General features: G+C 65.2%; 13 protein-coding genes. 12 read left to right on the top strand and 1 reads right to left on the bottom strand.

The window, feature by feature from the left end:
• Nucleotides 1-8 precede the first annotated feature (8 nt).
• The 8 genes from nuoN to MUB46_RS21165 all read left to right on the top strand — a co-directional run bounded on the left by nuoN (nt 9) and on the right by MUB46_RS21165 (nt 8,435).
• Nucleotides 9-1,439, top strand: coding sequence for an NADH-quinone oxidoreductase subunit NuoN (gene nuoN, locus MUB46_RS21200; protein ID WP_261617974.1), 1,431 nt, complete (start codon nt 9-11; stop codon nt 1,437-1,439).
• Nucleotides 1,440-1,441: 2 nt separating this feature from the next.
• Nucleotides 1,442-2,230: a biotin--[acetyl-CoA-carboxylase] ligase gene (locus MUB46_RS21195; protein ID WP_261617973.1), complete on the top strand. Its 789-nt coding sequence runs from the start codon at nt 1,442-1,444 to the stop codon at nt 2,228-2,230.
• Between the two features lie 11 nt (nt 2,231-2,241).
• A complete protein-coding gene (locus MUB46_RS21190) occupies nt 2,242-3,912 on the top strand; it encodes a ribonuclease J (protein ID WP_261617972.1) in 1,671 nt (556 codons plus the stop codon).
• A gap of 42 nt (nt 3,913-3,954) precedes the next feature.
• Entirely contained in the window at nt 3,955-4,359 is a 405-nt protein-coding gene (gene mce, locus MUB46_RS21185) for a methylmalonyl-CoA epimerase (RefSeq protein WP_261617971.1), read from the top strand.
• A 16-nt stretch (nt 4,360-4,375) separates the two neighbouring features.
• Entirely contained in the window at nt 4,376-4,657 is a 282-nt protein-coding gene (locus tag MUB46_RS21180; RefSeq protein ID WP_261617970.1) for a DUF1467 family protein, read from the top strand.
• Between the two features lie 427 nt (nt 4,658-5,084).
• Nucleotides 5,085-6,404 carry a proline--tRNA ligase gene (proS, locus tag MUB46_RS21175; protein WP_261617969.1) on the top strand — a complete coding sequence of 440 codons (1,320 nt, stop codon included), beginning with the start codon at nt 5,085-5,087 and terminating at the stop codon, nt 6,402-6,404.
• A gap of 46 nt (nt 6,405-6,450) precedes the next feature.
• Nucleotides 6,451-7,722 carry a lipoprotein-releasing ABC transporter permease subunit gene (locus MUB46_RS21170; protein WP_261617968.1) on the top strand — a complete coding sequence of 424 codons (1,272 nt, stop codon included), beginning with the start codon at nt 6,451-6,453 and terminating at the stop codon, nt 7,720-7,722.
• Nucleotides 7,722-8,435 (top strand): ABC transporter ATP-binding protein, encoded by a 714-nt coding sequence (locus MUB46_RS21165; protein WP_261617967.1) that lies wholly within the window; start codon nt 7,722-7,724, stop codon nt 8,433-8,435. Before MUB46_RS21170 ends, MUB46_RS21165 begins: the two co-directional genes overlap by 1 nt.
• Nucleotides 8,436-8,443: 8 nt before the next feature.
• Here MUB46_RS21165 and MUB46_RS21160 read toward each other — a convergent pair whose 3' ends face one another.
• On the bottom strand, nt 8,444-8,914 hold the full coding sequence (locus tag MUB46_RS21160; RefSeq protein ID WP_261617966.1) for a hypothetical protein: 471 nt from the start codon (nt 8,912-8,914) through the stop codon (nt 8,444-8,446).
• 460 nt (nt 8,915-9,374) lie between these two features.
• On the opposite strand from MUB46_RS21160, the gene dnaE reads away from it, so the two are divergent.
• The 4 genes from dnaE (at nt 9,375) to pyrH (ending at nt 15,859) form a co-directional block, all read left to right on the top strand.
• The gene (gene dnaE, locus MUB46_RS21155; protein WP_261617965.1) at nt 9,375-12,803 is read left to right on the top strand and encodes a DNA polymerase III subunit alpha; all 3,429 of its coding nucleotides are present in this window, start codon (nt 9,375-9,377) and stop codon (nt 12,801-12,803) included.
• 201 nt (nt 12,804-13,004) lie between these two features.
• Nucleotides 13,005-14,102, top strand: a complete 1,098-nt coding sequence (locus MUB46_RS21150) for a 30S ribosomal protein S2 (RefSeq protein WP_261617964.1) — start codon at nt 13,005-13,007, stop codon at nt 14,100-14,102.
• 82 nt (nt 14,103-14,184) lie between these two features.
• Entirely contained in the window at nt 14,185-15,111 is a 927-nt protein-coding gene (gene tsf, locus MUB46_RS21145; protein WP_261617963.1) for a translation elongation factor Ts, read from the top strand.
• Between the two features lie 28 nt (nt 15,112-15,139).
• Nucleotides 15,140-15,859, top strand: a complete 720-nt coding sequence (pyrH, locus tag MUB46_RS21140; RefSeq protein WP_261617962.1) for a UMP kinase — start codon at nt 15,140-15,142, stop codon at nt 15,857-15,859.
• Nucleotides 15,860-15,897 lie beyond the last annotated feature (38 nt).

Here is a 15,897-nt window from a genome sequence, read left to right as displayed (position 1 = left end):
GTAATCCGATGACCCTGAACCTCATGTCGATTGCTCCGGAGATCCTGCTGGTCGTCGGCGCCATGGCCGCGCTGATGTTCGGCGCGTTTCGCCAGGACAGCGCCTCGGTTTCCATAACCGCGGGCCTGTCGATGGCGCTGGTGATCGCCGCCGGCGTGCTGGTCTGGCTGGTCCCGGCCGATCCCGAGCCGATTTTCGGCGGCAGCTTCCAGCTCGATCCGTTCGCGAAGTTCATGAAGACGCTGATTGCGATCGGTTCGGCCGTCGCGATCCTGCTGTCGGTCGACTACATGCGGTTCGGCCGGCTGACCCGGTTCGAGTATCCTGTGCTGATCGTGCTCGCGACGGCGGGCATGTTCGTCATGGTCTCGGCGACCGACCTGATCTCGCTCTACATGGGGCTCGAACTGCAGAGCCTGGCCGCCTACGTGCTCGCGGCGATCCAGCGGGATTCGGTGCGCTCGACGGAAGCGGGCATGAAGTATTTCGTGCTCGGCGCGCTCGCGTCCGGCATGCTGCTCTACGGCGCCTCGTTGATCTATGGCTTCTGCGGCACGGTCTCCTATGAGGGGATCGCGGACGCAGTGGCCTCCGGCGGCTCCTCGGTCGGGGTCGTGTTCGGGCTCGTTTTCCTCCTCTCCGGTCTTGCCTTCAAGATCTCGGCCGTGCCGTTCCATATGTGGACGCCTGACGTCTACGAGGGCTCGCCGACGCCGGTCACCGCCTTCTTTGCCTCGGCGCCGAAGATCGCGGCGATCGGCATGCTGATCCGTGTAGTCGTGGAAGCCTTCCCGACGGTCACCACCGACTGGCAGCAGATCATCGTCTTCATCTCGATCGCGTCGATGGCGCTCGGGGCGTTCGCCGCGATCGGTCAGCGCAACATCAAGCGGCTGATGGCCTACTCGTCGATCGCCAACATGGGCTACGCGCTCGTCGGGCTCGCCGCCGGCAGCGAGGCGGGCGTGCAGGGCGTCATCGTCTACATGTCGATCTATCTGGCGATGACGCTTGGCACCTTCGCCTTCATCCTCTCCATGCGGCGTGGCGACACGACCGTTGAGACGATCGACGATCTTGCCGGATTGTCGCGTACCAGCGGAACGGCGGCGTTCTTCCTCGCGGTGCTGTTCTTCTCGCTCGCCGGCATTCCGCCGCTCGCCGGCTTCTTCGCCAAGTTCTACGTGTTCCTTGCCGCGATCGAGGCCGAACTCTACGCGCTTGCCGTCATCGGCGTGCTGACCAGCGTCATCGGCGCCTTCTACTACCTGCGCATCGTCAAGATCATGTATTTCGACGAGCCCGTGGCGCCGTTCGAGCACATGGGTGGCGAGCTGAAGGCCGTGCTCGGCATCAGCGGCGTGGTCGTGCTGCTCTACTTCGTCTATCCGGCGCCGTTGGTCGAGGCCGCGGGGACGGCGGCGAAGTCGCTCTTCTGACCATGGGATTCGCGCTCGGGCCCGCCGCCGCGCGCGCCGGCTATCGCCTCGAAGCCTTCGATGCCGTCGGCTCGACCAACGACGAGGCCCTGAAGTGCGTTCGCACCGGCGAGGGCGGGCCGATGTGGTTCGTCACGGCGTCGCAGACCAGCGGCCACGGGCGCCGGGGCCGGGCCTGGCAGGGGCCACCCGGCAATCTCGCCGCGAGCCTGCTTCTTACGACATCGGTCCCGGTCAATGTCGCCGCGACGCTCGGCTTCGTGGCGGGGCTGTCTGTGTCGGATGCGCTGATGCGCTTGGCCATCGGAGACGCGTCGATCACGCTGAAATGGCCCAACGACGTGCTTGCCGGCGGAGCAAAGCTCTCCGGGATCCTGCTGGAAGGCGAATCGCGCAATGACGATGCGTCGGCGGTCGTCGTCGGCATCGGCGTCAACGTCGTCTCCGCGCCGGACGGTGTGCCGTATCCGGCCACGTGCCTGGCCGATCTGGGCGCGACCGTTACCGCGGAAGACCTGTTCGCCGTGCTGTCGGATTGCTGGGTCGAGCGTTGCGCACAATGGGATGACGGCCGGGGCATGGACGCGATCCGGTCGACCTGGCTCGAACGGGCGTCGGGGGTCGGCGGGCCGGTCGCGGTGACATCGGGGCCGCGCGAGGTTCGCGGTACATTCGAGACGCTTGATGCCGACGGCCGGCTGGTCGTGCGGACCGCCGCCGGCGAGCGGGTTCTGGTGTCGGCGGGTGACGTTCACTTCGGCGATGCCGCGTCGATGCCCAGGACAGACTAGAGGAGCCGACCATGGCGCGCCAACCGGATCTCGTGTTCCTGCCGCTCGGCGGTGTCGGCGAAATCGGCATGAACCTCGGCCTCTACGGCTATGGCACGCCGGGCCGGCGGTCCTGGCTGATGGTCGATTGCGGCGTCAGCTTCGCCGCCGAGGAGCACCTCCCGGGGATCGATCTCATCCTGCCCGACATCTCGTTCATCGAGGCGGAGCACGGCGAACTCGTCGGCATCCTGCTGACGCACGCCCATGAGGACCATTTCGGGGCGCTGCCGGACCTGTGGCCGCGGCTCGGGGCGAAGGTGTACGCGACGCCGTTCACCGGCAGTCTCCTGGCGGCGAAGATCCAGGAGGAGCCGGGCGCGCCGGATATTCCGATCGAGACGGTTCCGGTCGGAGGGCGTTTCTCGGTCGGTCCGTTCGACATCGAGCTGATACCCGTGACGCACTCCATCCCGGAGCCGAACTCCGTGGTCATCCGGACGCCGGCGGGCACCGTGCTGCACACCGCGGACTGGAAGATCGACAAGGATCCGGTGGTCGGCGCGCCGTTCGATCCCGCGCCTTTCATCGCGCTCGGGCACGAAGGCTGCCGGGCGATGATCTGCGATTCGACCAACGTCCTGCGCGACGGGCGGTCGCCGGGGGAGGGAGACGTCGGCAAGGGGCTGGCCGAGGTGATCGCGACCGCGCCGAATCGGGTCGCGGTCACCGCGTTCGCCTCCAACGTCGCACGCATCCGATCGATCGGCGAGGCGGCCGCCGCGGCCGGTCGCAGCGTCGTCGTGGTCGGGCGCGCGATGAAGCGCGTGATCACGGTCGCCCGCGAAAACGGCCTGCTCGACGGATTGCCGGCGTTTCTGGGCGAGGAGATGTACGACTCGCTGCCGCGCGACAAGGTGGTGCTGTTGTGCACCGGCAGCCAGGGCGAGCCGCGCGCCGCGCTGACGCGGATCGCGGCCGGCAGCCACCCGAACGTGAAACTGGTCTCAGGCGACCGCGTCGTCTATTCGGCCCGCACCATCCCGGGAAACGAGCGGGAGATCGGCACGGTCGTCAATGCGCTGGTCAGGGCAGGGATCGAGATAGTCACGGACCGCGACGCCCTCGTTCATACGTCGGGGCATCCCCGTCAGGACGAGCTGCGCGACATGTATGCCTGGGTGCGGCCCGACATCGCCGTTCCGGTCCACGGAGAGGCGCAGCATCTGGCCGCGCACGCACGGCTGGCCCGCGAGATGAAAGTCGGGCAGGTCGTCACCGCCTACAATGGCGACATGGTGCGACTTGGTCCGGGGGCTGCCGAGATCGTGGACAAGGTGCCGGTGGGGCGGCTCTACAAGGACGGGCGGCTGATCGTCCGCTCCGACAGCGATTCCGTCCGCGAGCGGCGCAAGCTCGCTTATGTCGGCTTCGTCGGCGTGGCGCTCGCCGTCGACGCCCGGGGCGACCTGGTCGGCGATGTGGAGGTCGAACTCGACGGCGTTCCAGAGCGTGACGGCAACAACGAGCCGTTTCTCGAGATCGTTCACGACGCGGTCGAGAAGGTGATGGCGGGGATGCCGCGGGCGCGGCGGCGCGATCCCGATGCGCTGGAGGATTCGCTGCGCCGGGCCGTACGCAACGCGGTGATGGCGGGCTGGGGCAAAAAGCCCGTTTGTCATGTCTTCGTCGTCGCGGTATGAGCCGCGGCGAAGCTCGTACTCGCGCCTGGTAAAGGGGACAACATGCTCGGACGTCTGAACCACGTGGCCATCGCGGTGCCCGATATCGCGGCCGCCACGGCCACCTATCGCGACACGCTGGGCGCCGAGGTGTCGCAGGCCGTCCCGCAGCCGGATCACGGTGTCACCACCGTGTTCATCAACCTGCCCAATACCAAGATCGAGCTGCTGGAGCCCTATGGCGAGAATTCGCCGATCGCGCGTTTCCTGGAGCGCAATCCGGACGGGGGCATCCACCATATCTGCTACGAGGTCGACGACATCATCGCCGCCCGCGACAAGCTGATCGCCGACGGGGCGCGGGTGCTCGGCAGCGGCGAACCGAAGATAGGCGCACACGGAAAGCCGGTGCTCTTCCTGCACCCGAAAGACTTCTGCGGTACGCTCGTCGAGTTGGAACAGGCTTGAGCCGGGGGTTCTGACCGTGCCGATCACAAGCGCCATTGCAGTCTATTTCGTTCTCTGGTGGATCGTCCTGTTCGCGGTGCTGCCCTGGGGCGTGCGCTCCCAGGAGGAGTCGGGCGAGGTGGTTCCGGGGTCGACGGAAAGCGCGCCCGAACGGCCGCTTCTGGTACGCAAGCTGATCGCCACGACGCTGGTGTCGGCCGTGCTCTTCGCGATCCTCTATGCCGTCATCGGCTATGGCGGGCTGACGCTGGACGACATCCCGTTGCTGCCGGATTTCACGCCGAAGGACTGGAAATAAAAAAGCAAGGCTTTCGCCTTGCTCTTAAAAGTCTTCTCGCTATGGTCCGGCGGCCTCCACCTAACCACAGGGCTCTGCGCCGAACTGCGCCGGCATAAGAGCAGCTTCCTCCCGAGACCTGGGCCGATGTCACCTTCTCGAAGGTGCGCCTGGGCATTTGGCCTTTTGTGGCTGCTACAATACGCAGCCATTCGACCGTTGCAATATGTTTCTTGTCGTGAATGCCAATCGCAACATTTCGTCCGCAATCCGCGCGATTGTTCGCAATGTGAACAATGCCATTTCCGCTGCTGGATGGTCCGGCTGACCGGATTGTCACGTCGCCGCCGATCGAGCGTTGCCGGGAAGGCTATCGTCGGCCTTGTCTTTTCGTCGCCGATGCGCTTGTGTCGCCCGCGACACCCAACACATTGGATTCCCAGCCCCTATGCGCCTGTCACGCTACTTCCTGCCGATCCTCAAAGAGACCCCCAAGGAAGCCGAAATCGTCTCGCATCGATTGATGCTGCGCGCGGGCATGGTCCGCCAGGAGGCGGCCGGCATCTATGCCTGGCTTCCGCTCGGCCACCGGGTCCTGAAGAAAGTCGAACAGATTGTCCGCGAGGAGCAGAATCGCGCCGGCGCGATCGAACTGCTGATGCCGACGATCCAGGCCGCCGACCTGTGGCGCGAAAGCGGGCGTTACGACGACTACGGCAAGGAGATGCTGCGCATTCAGGACCGGCACGAACGGGACATGCTGTTCGGTCCGACCAACGAGGAGATGATCACCGAGATCTTCCGGGCCTATGTCCGCTCCTACAAGGACCTGCCGCTCAACCTGTACCACATCCAGTGGAAGTTCCGCGACGAGGTGCGCCCGCGCTTCGGCGTCATGCGCTCGCGCGAGTTCCTGATGAAGGACGCCTATTCGTTCGACCTCGATCAGGAGTCGGCGCGGCGCTCCTACAACAAGATGTTTGTGGCCTACCTGCGCACCTTCGCCCGGCTCGGTCTGAAGGCAATCCCGATGGCGGCCGATTCGGGGCCGATCGGCGGCGACATGAGCCACGAGTTCATCATCCTGGCGAAGACCGGCGAGAGCGAGGTGTTCTGCGACAGGGCGCTGCTCGACCTGCCGATCCCGGGCGAGGACACCGACTTCGACGGCGACCTGTCGCCGATCGTCAATGAATGGCTCGGCTCGTATGCCGCGACCGACGAGAAGCACGATCCCGCGAAGTTCGAGGCCGACATTCCCGAAGACCGGCGCATCTCGGCGCGCGGCATCGAAGTCGGTCACATCTTCTACTTTGGCACCAAGTACTCCGAGCCGATGAAGGCGGTCGTCGCCGGGCCCGACGGAACCGAGAAGCCGGTACACATGGGATCGTACGGAATCGGTCCGTCGCGACTCGTCGCCGCAATCATCGAGGCAAGCCACGACGATGCCGGAATCATCTGGCCTCAGTCCGTCGCCCCGTTCGATGTGGGGCTGATCAACCTGAAGAGCGGCGACGCCGCGACGGACGGAACATGCGAGGATCTCTACGCGAAGCTGACGGCGGCCGGGCTGGACGTGCTTTACGACGACACGGCCGAGCGGGCTGGGTCGAAATTCGCCACCGCCGAATTGATCGGGCTGCCCTGGCAGCTCGTTGTCGGACCGAAAGGGCTGGCCGAAGGCAGTGTCGAGCTGAAGAACCGTGCGACCGGCGAGAAACAGTCGCTGTCGGTGGACTCCGCGCTCGCCAGATTGATCGGTTGAGCTTTTCGCACCCGATACCGGTGAATCTGGTACGAATGGCGGGACGATGAGCGACACGGCGCAAGAAACCCGGCCATTTGCGGCATTCGAGTGGATGATCGCCATGCGCTACCTGCGGGCGCAGCGCAAGGCGGGCTACATCTCGGTGATCGCCGGCTTCTCCTTCCTCGGCATCATGCTTGGCGTCGCCACGCTGATCATCGTCATGGCGGTGATGAACGGCTTCCGCACCGAGCTGATGGACAAGATCCTCGGCCTCAACGGTCACGTGATCGTTCAGGTCTACGACACGCCCTTCACGGACTTCGACGAGGTCGACGCGAAAATCGACCAGATGGACGGCGTGACCCTGGCCTTTCCGTTCGTCGAAGGGCAGGCGATGGCCTCGTCCGCCGTGGGCGGCTTCGGCGCCCTGGTGCGCGGCATGCGGCAGGCGGATCTGGAGCGGCTGGGAACGATTTCCCAGAACATCCTGCAGGGCACGCTCGACGGGTTCGACGACGGCGGCGGCGTGGCGGTTGGCATCCGGCTCGCCGAAAAGCTGGGGCTGCGGGTGGGGGATCGGATCTCGATCATCTCGCCGCGCGGAGCGGTGACGCCGTTCGGCACGACGCCGCGGATCAAGTCCTATCCGGTCGCGGCGATCTTCCAGATCGGCATGTCCGAATACGACGGCGCCTTCATCTTCATGCCGTTCGACGAGGCGCAGGCCTATTTCAACCTCGACACGCTGGCCAGCGGGATCGAGGTGTTCCTGGACGATCCGGATTCCGTTGACGATTTCCGAATGGCACTCGACACGGCCATCGATCGGCCGATCTTCGTCAGCGACTGGCGACAACGCAACCAGACCTTCTTTTCCGCCCTCGAGGTGGAGCGCAACGTCATGTTCCTGATCCTGACGATGATCGTGCTGGTCGCCGCGCTCAACATCATTTCGGGCCTGATCATGCTGGTGAAGGACAAGGGCCACGACATCGCCATTCTGCGCACGATGGGGGCGACGCGCGGAACGGTGATGCGGGTGTTCTTCATCACCGGCGCGGCGATCGGGGTGGTCGGCACCTTTGCCGGCCTGATCCTGGGCACTCTGGTGTGCTGGAACGTCGAGTCGATCCGGCAGTTCCTGTCGCGGCTGACCGGGACGGAACTGTTCTCGCCGGAACTCTATTACCTGAGCCGCCTGCCGGCCGAGATGGACGTGCAAGAAGTTATCTCCGTCGTCGTGATGGCGCTGGTCCTGTCGTTCCTCGCCACCCTTTATCCGTCCTGGCGGGCCGCGCGGCTCGATCCGGTCGACGCGTTGCGCTACGAGTGATGGCGATGACGGAGGGCGGTTACAGCGAGTCGGAGAGCGTGCCCGCGTTGGCGCTGAGCGGCGTGGAGCGCACCTATCGGCAGGGCGACAGCGCCCTGCATGTCCTGCGCGGGATCGAGCTGGAGATGAAGCCCGGCGAGATCGTCGGACTGGTCGGGCCATCGGGTGCCGGCAAGTCGACGCTGCTGCATGTCGCCGGGCTGTTGGAACGACCGGACACGGGAACCGTCTTTATCAGCGGTGTCGATACCACGCGGATGGACGACGGCGAGCGCACCGCTGTGCGGCGGCGCCAGATCGGGTTCGTCTATCAGTTCCATCACCTGCTGCCGGAATTCACCGCGCTCGAGAACGTGTCGCTGCCGCAGCGTATCGCCGGCCTCGGCCAGGACGTCGCGGAGGAGAGGGCGGGCGAGTTGCTGACCTTCCTCGGTCTCGGCGAACGCAAGACCCACAGGCCCGGCGAGCTCTCGGGCGGTGAACAGCAGCGCGTCGCCATCGCCCGTGCGGTCGCCAATGCGCCGCATATCCTGCTCGCCGACGAACCCACCGGCAATCTCGATCCCGATACCGCCGAGTATGTGTTCGATATCCTGTTGCGCCTGGTGCACGGCACCGGACTGGCGGCGCTGATCGCCACGCACAATCTGGAATTCGCCGAACGGATGGACCGGCGTGTGACCCTGCGCGAAGGCAAGCTGATCGAGCTTTGAAGCGCGCGCTATTGCGGGCCGCAGGCGGAGAACAACGCCTCGAAGCCTTCGGCGGCACCGGCGAGGGGAATTTCCTCGCCGCCATCCTGGACCATGACATTGAGCGCCGAGCCTCCGGTGACGATGCGGCGCAGGTCGGCGGCGGGAACGTCCGTCGACTCGACAAGCCAGATATCCATCGGCTCGAGATAGGTCACCTGGGACGGCAGCACGGTTTCGCCGGCTTCGGAGACCAGTGTCAGATCGATCGCGTCGCCGTTTCGCACGCCGATCGGCATATGGGCGAAGCCGACGAAGATTTCCTTGGACTTCGCGTCGCAACGAATGGCGAACAGGATGTCGTCGCTGTCCGGCGTGCCGTACATCATCTCGACGCCGGTTTCGGACGTGCCGGTGACCCACTCGCGCTCCTGCGCTGCGGCCGGGGAGGCCGTCAGGGCAAGGAGGAGCGAAACAGCGGCGTTCGGAAAAGTGCGCATTGGGGTGCACCACGATCTGACAGATTGGGAGGCAATCTAGCACGAGTTCAGTGTCGCATTTCCGCTGCGGCACGGAGAGAGACTGGAATTTTCGCCAGTGTTGCGCGCGGGTCAGGGCAGGCGATTGCCGGGCGTTCGCCCGGCGCCTCTTCAAGCCGATGAATTGCCGATTGAGATCGGATATTGACAAAAGAACAAAACATGAACATCTTAGTTGAACTTGAATTCTAGGAGGGGATGATGGTCCAGGATCTCGCAGCGTTTTTCGCAGTTGTTGCATTCGCGCAGTCGGTCTTCGTCTGGGCGGGACTCGCTGTCGGCGCGGGCTGATCGCCGAACGGTCTGTGGGCGGGGGATTGTCCACAGTGGTGTGCGGATTTGATCAAAGGCCGGGCGGCGCGAATCGAGAGGGTCTGTATGGTGGCGGTAACGGCCGGTACAATCGGCCGGGGAGACCTCTATGCCGGGCTTCGTTCATCTCAGATCCCATTCGGCCTTTTCGTTGCTCGAAGGCGCGCTGCCCATTGCGCGACTGATCGATCTTGCCGGCAAGGACGCGATGCCGGCACTCGGCATCGCCGATCGCAACAGCCTGTTCGGGGCCCTGGAATTTTCCGAGAAGGCGGCCGGAGCCGGAATCCAGCCCATCATCGGGGTAACGCTCGCCGTTGATTTCGGTCTCGAGGAGAAAGGCAATCGCGGCGTGCGCAAGGCGCCGCTGCCGTCGCTGGTGCTGATCGCGCGCGACGAGACCGGCTACGGCAATCTCATGCATCTGGTCTCGCGCGCCTGGATCGACGGCGACGGACCGGGGGACGTGAGCATTCCCGAGGCGCTCCTGTCGGGGCGGACGGACGGCCTGATCGCGCTGACCGGCGGCCCGGAGGGGCCCATCGACCGGCAAATAGCTCAGCGCAACGGCGACGTGGCGCGCGAGGTACTCGAGCGGCTGGCGGCGCTGTTTCCGAAGTCCCTTTATGTCGAGCTGCAACGGCACGGTATCGATTCGGAGCGGGCGGTCGAGCCGACGCTGGTGGATCTCGCCTATGATCTCGATCTGCCGCTCGTTGCCACCAACCAGCCGTTCTTTGCCGTGCGGGAGGACTTCGAGGCGCACGACGCGCTGATCTGTATCGCCGAAGGCCGCATGGTCGCCGATCCAGACCGGCGACAGCTGACGCCGGATCACTACATGAAGTCGCGCGCCGAGATGATGGCGCTGTTCGCCGATCTGCCCGAAGCGCTCCGGTCGTCGGTCGAAATCGCCGAGCGGTGCAGCTACCGGCCGACGACGCGCAACCCGATCCTGCCGCGCTTCACCGTCGGTGACGGGGAGGGGGCGGCGGTCGACGAGGCGGCCGAGCTTCGCCGGCAGGCCGAAGAGGGCCTGGAACGGCGGCTCGATATGCACGGCACCGCGCCGGGCATGGACGCGGAGACGTATCGCGAAAGGCTCGCCTTCGAGCTCGGCGTCATCGAGCGCATGGCCTATGCCGGCTACTTCCTGATCGTTTCCGATTTCATCAAATGGGCGAAGGCGCACGACATCCCGGTCGGGCCGGGCCGTGGGTCGGGTGCCGGTTCGCTGGTCGCCTGGACGCTGACCATCACCGATCTCGATCCGATCCGGTTCGGCCTGCTGTTCGAGCGCTTCCTCAACCCCGAACGCGTGTCGATGCCGGACTTCGACATCGACTTCTGTCCGAACGGCCGCGACCGGGTGATCGGCTATGTGCAGGACAAGTACGGCCACGACCAGGTCGCCCAGATCATCACCTTCGGAACGCTGCAGGCGCGTGCCGTGGTGCGCGACGTCGCGCGCGTGCTCGGAATCCCCTATGGCCGCGCCGATCAGCTGTCGAAGATGATTCCGGCCAACCCGGCCAACCCGGTGAAGCTGGCCGATGCCATCGCCGGCGAGCCGCGGCTGCAGCAGGCACGGGACGAGGATGCCGCGATCGGCCGGCTGCTCGATATCGCACTGAAGCTCGAAGGTCTCTTCCGGCATGCCTCGACGCATGCCGCCGGCGTCGTCATCGGCGACCGTCCGCTCGACCAGCTGGTCCCTCTCTACAAGGACCCGCGCTCGGCGATGCCGGCGACCCAGTTCAACATGAAGTGGACGGAAGCGGCGGGTCTGGTGAAGTTCGACTTCCTCGGCCTCAAGACCCTGACGATCTTGGATGTCACCATCCATCTGGCGGCGCAGCGCGGCATCGAGATTGATCTGGATGCATTGCCGCTAGACGACAAAAAAACTTACGAGATGCTGTCGCGCGGCGAGACGGTCGGCGTGTTCCAGCTGGAATCGGGCGGCATGCGCTCGGCCATTCTCGGGATGAAGCCGGACCGCTTCGAAGACATCGTGGCGCTGGTCGCGCTCTACCGGCCGGGACCGATGGCCAATATCCCGACCTACAACGACCGCAAGCACGGTCGCGAAACGCCGGACTACATTCATCCCAAGATCGAGCCGATCCTGAAGGAAACCTTCGGCGTCATCATCTACCAGGAACAGGTGATGCAGATCGCCCAGGAGCTCGCCGGCTACTCGCTCGGCGAAGCCGACCTGCTACGCCGGGCGATGGGCAAGAAGATCCGTGCCGAGATGGAGAAGCAGCGCAAGCGCTTCGTCGACGGCGCGGTTGAGCATGGCGTCGAGAGCCATCAGGCCGAGTACATCTTCGAACTCCTGGCGAAGTTCGCCGACTACGGCTTCAACAAGTCGCACGCGGCGGCCTATGCGCTCGTCGCCTATCAGACCGCCTATCTGAAGGCGAACTATCCGACCGAGTTCCTCGCCGCCTCAATGACGCTCGACATGGGCAATGCCGACAAGCTCAATTTGTTCCGCCGTGAGGCGGCCCGGATGGGGATCGACATCGCGCCACCCTCGGTGAACAAGTCGCAGGCCGATTTCTCGGTGGAGAACGGGGTAATCCGCTATTCGCTCGCCGCCCTGCGCAATGTGGGCCGGCAGGCGGTCGAGCACATCGTGGAGTTGCGCGGTTCCAGGCCGTTCAGCGATCTTGCCGATTTCGCGCACCGCATCAGTCCGCGTTTCGTCAATAAGCGCGCGCTGGAAAGTCTGACGGCGGCCGGTGCCTTCGACGAGCTGGACAAGAACCGCGCGCGGGTGGCCAAAGGCGTCGAGATGATCCTGTCGACGGCGGCGCGCAGCGAGGATGCCCGAATCAACGGCCAGTCGGAGCTGTTCGGGGGCGGCAAGCCCGAACCGCTGCCTCTGCCCGATATCGATCCGTGGCTGCCGGCAGACCGGCTGACCCGCGAATACGATTCCATCGGCATGTTTCTGTCCGGTCATCCGCTCGACGGCTACAAGGCGGTGCTGGAGCGGCGTCGTGTCCAGCCGATCGCCGAGTTCGAGGAGGCGATGCGCCGCGGGGCGACCGCGGGGCGGCTCGCCGGTTTCATCGGCTCGAAATCGGAAACCCGCACGCGCAACGGCAGCCGTATGGGCATCATCACCCTGTCGGACCCGACCGGCCAGGTGGAGGCGGTCGCCTTTTCGGAGCTGCTCGCCGAGGCGCGGCCGATACTGGAGCCGGGCACCTGCATCGAGGCGCTGGTCCAGGTCGACCAGTTCGGCGACATGCAGCGGGTCCGGTTGCAGTCACTGCGCAAGCTCGACGATATCGCCGAGACCGTCACCGGCGGCATCCGCATCTTCGTGCGCGGCAAGGCCTCGGTCGACAGCGTCGCCAAGCGCCTAGGCGAGGCCGGCGACGGCGAGGTCTCGATCGTCGTGATGGTCGATGAACCGCGCTCGGAGGTGGAGATCCGCCTGCCCAATCGCTACCGGGTCGCACCACAGGTTACCGCGGCGATCCGGGCCGCTCCCGGCGTCGTCGACGTGCACGAATTCTGAGGACTGCCGTGAACGCCGCGCGCGTTCGCTCCTTTCCCGTAAGCGCTTGAATCCGGGCCGAAGACCCCATATAAGGCGCCCATCACACACGCGGGCAATTCCGCGCGTGCCGCCTCGTCGTGGCCGCGCAGTCCGGTGTCGGGACCGAAGGTTCCGGCTCCTGCCCGCGGAGGATCAACCGGATATGGAGACCAAAGGGCCATGACTCTGCCCACCTTTACCATGCGTCAGCTTCTGGAAGCGGGCGTTCATTTCGGACATCAGAGCCACCGCTGGAACCCGAAGATGGCGTCGTACATCTTCGGCGAACGCAACAATATTCACATCCTCGATCTCGCCCAGACGGTGCCGATGCTGCACCACATGCTGCAGGCGGTGAGCGACACGGTCGCCGGCGGCGGTCGTGTCTTGTTCGTCGGCACCAAGCGCCAGGCGTCCGAGGCAGTTGCGGATGCGGCGCGCCGCAGCGCCCAGTACTACGTCAATGCGCGCTGGCTCGGCGGCACGTTGACCAACTGGAAGACCATTTCCCATTCGATCCAGCGGCTGCGCAAGCTCGAGGAGTTGCTCGGCGATTCCGGCGAGGCCATGGCGCTGACGAAGAAGGAGCGCCTCAAGCTGACCCGTGAGCGCGAGAAGCTGGAACGGTCTCTCGGCGGTATCAAGGACATGGGCGGCCAGCCCGACATGCTGTTCGTGATCGATACCAACAAGGAATCGATCGCGATCAAGGAAGCGCGCCGTCTCGGCATCCCGGTCGCCGCGATTGTCGATTCGAACTGTGATCCCGACGGCATCTCTTATCCGGTGCCGGGCAACGACGACGCCGGCCGCGCCATCAATTTCTACTGCGATATGGTCGCACGTGCGGCGATCGACGGTATTTCGCGTGGGCAGGGCGACATGGGCGTCGATGTCGGAGCGTCCGAAGAGCCCGTGATCGAGCCCGCGTTGGCAGAAGCGCCGAAGCCGAAGGACCAGCCCAAGGCGGAAGAGGTGGTCGCAGAGGCGAAGCCGGCCACCGAGGAAACGATCGTCGTGCCGGAAGTGGCTGCGCCGACCTTCGAACTGCTGGCCGCCCCGCGCGGTGCCCCGGACGATCTGAAGAAGATCTCCGGTGTTGGTCCGGTGCTCGAGCAGAAGCTCAACGACATGGGCGTCTTCCACTATTGGCAGATCGTTGCGCTGGGAGAGGACGACATCCAGAAGATCGACGAGGAGCTGACGCTGCACGGCCGTATCACGCGTGACGGCTGGATCGATCAGGCCCGTCGTCTTGCCGAAGGCGAAGCCGAGTAAGACGACTGCGTTGCAGTCATGAAATCACGCGCGCGGTCGGCCCGGCCGGCCGCGTTGACGTCAAAAAGTTCAGGAGGCCAATATGGCTAACATCACCGCGAGCATGGTGAAGGAGCTGCGCGACCAGACCGGCGCCGGCATGATGGATTGCAAGGCGGCTCTGGCCGAGACCGACGGCGACATGGAAGCGGCTGTCGATTGGCTGCGGGCCAAGGGGCTGTCCAAGGCCGCCAAGAAGGCCGGCCGCGTGGCCGCCGAAGGCCTGGTCGCCGTTGCCGGCGACGGCAACAAGGGCGTTGTCGTCGAGGTCAACGCCGAGACCGACTTCGTTGCGCGCAACGATCTGTTCCAGGAGATGGTTCGCAAGATCGCCGATGTCGCGCTGTCGGTCGGCGGCGATTTCGCGGCGCTCTCGCAGGCGACCTTTCCGGGCACCGACAAGACCGTCGCAGACCACGTCCAGGAGATGGTCGGCCAGATCGGCGAGAACATGTCACTGCGCCGTAGTGCCGGTTTCGAAGTGACGCCGGGCGCCGTTGCCTCCTACATCCATTCGGCCACCGGGCCGAGCGTTGGCCGTATCGGCGTGCTGGTCGCGCTCGAGTCCGCCGGCGACAAGGACAAGCTCGCCACGCTAGGCAAGCAGATCGCGATGCATGTCGCGGCAACCAATCCGCTCGCCGTCGACGTCGATGGTGTCGACGCCACGGTGGTCGAGCGCGAGCGTGCGGTCTATCGCGAGCAGGCCAAGGAATCCGGCAAGCCGGACGAGATCGTCGAGAAGATGGTCGAAGGGCGCATCCGCAAGTTCTACGAGGAATCCGTGCTTCTGAAGCAAGCGTTCGTCATCGATCCGGACAACACCGTCGAGAAGGCGGTGAAGACCGCGGAAGCCGATGTCGGCGCGCCGATCAAGGTTGTCGGTTTCGAGCGCTTCGCTCTCGGCGAAGGCATCGAGAAGGAAGAAGCCGATTTCGCCGCCGAGGTTGCCGCGGCAGCACGTGGCTAAAGCGCAGCTCTAAGGCGGTTCGCCTCCCATGCCGGAAGCTCCCAAATTCAAACGCGTCCTGCTCAAGGTCTCGGGCGAGGCCCTGATGGGCGAGGGGGCTTTCGGCATAGACGTGGGCGTCCTTGGGCGGATCGCCGGCGAAGCCGTCGCCGCAGCGCGGGGCGGCACTCAGATCGCGATCGTCGTGGGCGGTGGCAACCTCTTTCGCGGTGTCGCAGGCGCGGCGCGCGGGATGGACCGCGCACGTGCCGATCACATCGGAATGCTCGCCACGGTGATGAATGCGATTGCACTGGCCGGCGCGATCGACGAGGCGGGCGGCAAGGGGCGGGCCCTGTCTGCGATCCCGATGGAGGCGCTATGCGGGACCTACACCCGGGCCCGTGCGCTCGAATGCCTTGATGCGGGCGAGATCGTCATCTGTGCGGCCGGCACCGGGAACCCGTTCTTCACGACGGATTCGGCCGCGGCGTTACGTGCCGCGGAACTGAACTGCGACGCCCTGCTCAAGGGGACGCAGGTCGACGGCATTTATGAAGCGGATCCCCGAACCAATCCGGGGGCGAGGCGTTTTGACACGCTGACATTCGCGGAGGCGCTGAACCGCGACCTGAAGGTTATGGATACCGCCGCATTCGCTCTTGCCCGCGACAACGCGATCCCGATAATCGTATTCGACATTAATGAAACGGGCTCGCTGGACGCGGTGCTTGCGGGTACGGGGCGCGCGACCCTTGTCAGCGGCTGACGTATCATTTCATCATCGGGCAACCCGATATATCCGAA

The organism is Microbaculum marinisediminis, from assembly GCF_025397915.1.
Taxonomy (GTDB): Bacteria; Pseudomonadota; Alphaproteobacteria; order Rhizobiales; family Tepidamorphaceae; genus Microbaculum; species Microbaculum marinisediminis.
Note: the sequence above shows the minus strand (reverse complement) of the source record. Positions and strands in the feature narration are given on the sequence as shown.

Bases quoted from the DNA above. Each gene is read 5' to 3' on its own strand.
- nuoN (WP_261617974.1), top strand. From the start codon at position 9: ATGACCCTGAACCTCATGTCGATTGCTCCGGAGATCCTGCTGGTCGTC.
- MUB46_RS21195 (WP_261617973.1), top strand. From the start codon at position 1,442: ATGGGATTCGCGCTCGGGCCCGCCGCCGCGCGCGCCGGCTATCGCCTC.
- MUB46_RS21190 (WP_261617972.1), top strand. From the start codon at position 2,242: ATGGCGCGCCAACCGGATCTCGTGTTCCTGCCGCTCGGCGGTGTCGGC.
- mce (WP_261617971.1), top strand. From the start codon at position 3,955: ATGCTCGGACGTCTGAACCACGTGGCCATCGCGGTGCCCGATATCGCG.
- proS (WP_261617969.1), top strand. From the start codon at position 5,085: ATGCGCCTGTCACGCTACTTCCTGCCGATCCTCAAAGAGACCCCCAAG.
- MUB46_RS21170 (WP_261617968.1), top strand. From the start codon at position 6,451: ATGAGCGACACGGCGCAAGAAACCCGGCCATTTGCGGCATTCGAGTGG.
- MUB46_RS21165 (WP_261617967.1), top strand. From the start codon at position 7,722: ATGGCGATGACGGAGGGCGGTTACAGCGAGTCGGAGAGCGTGCCCGCG.
- MUB46_RS21160 (WP_261617966.1), bottom strand. From the start codon at position 8,914: ATGCGCACTTTTCCGAACGCCGCTGTTTCGCTCCTCCTTGCCCTGACG.
- dnaE (WP_261617965.1), top strand. From the start codon at position 9,375: ATGCCGGGCTTCGTTCATCTCAGATCCCATTCGGCCTTTTCGTTGCTC.
- MUB46_RS21150 (WP_261617964.1), top strand. From the start codon at position 13,005: ATGACTCTGCCCACCTTTACCATGCGTCAGCTTCTGGAAGCGGGCGTT.
- tsf (WP_261617963.1), top strand. From the start codon at position 14,185: ATGGCTAACATCACCGCGAGCATGGTGAAGGAGCTGCGCGACCAGACC.
- pyrH (WP_261617962.1), top strand. From the start codon at position 15,140: ATGCCGGAAGCTCCCAAATTCAAACGCGTCCTGCTCAAGGTCTCGGGC.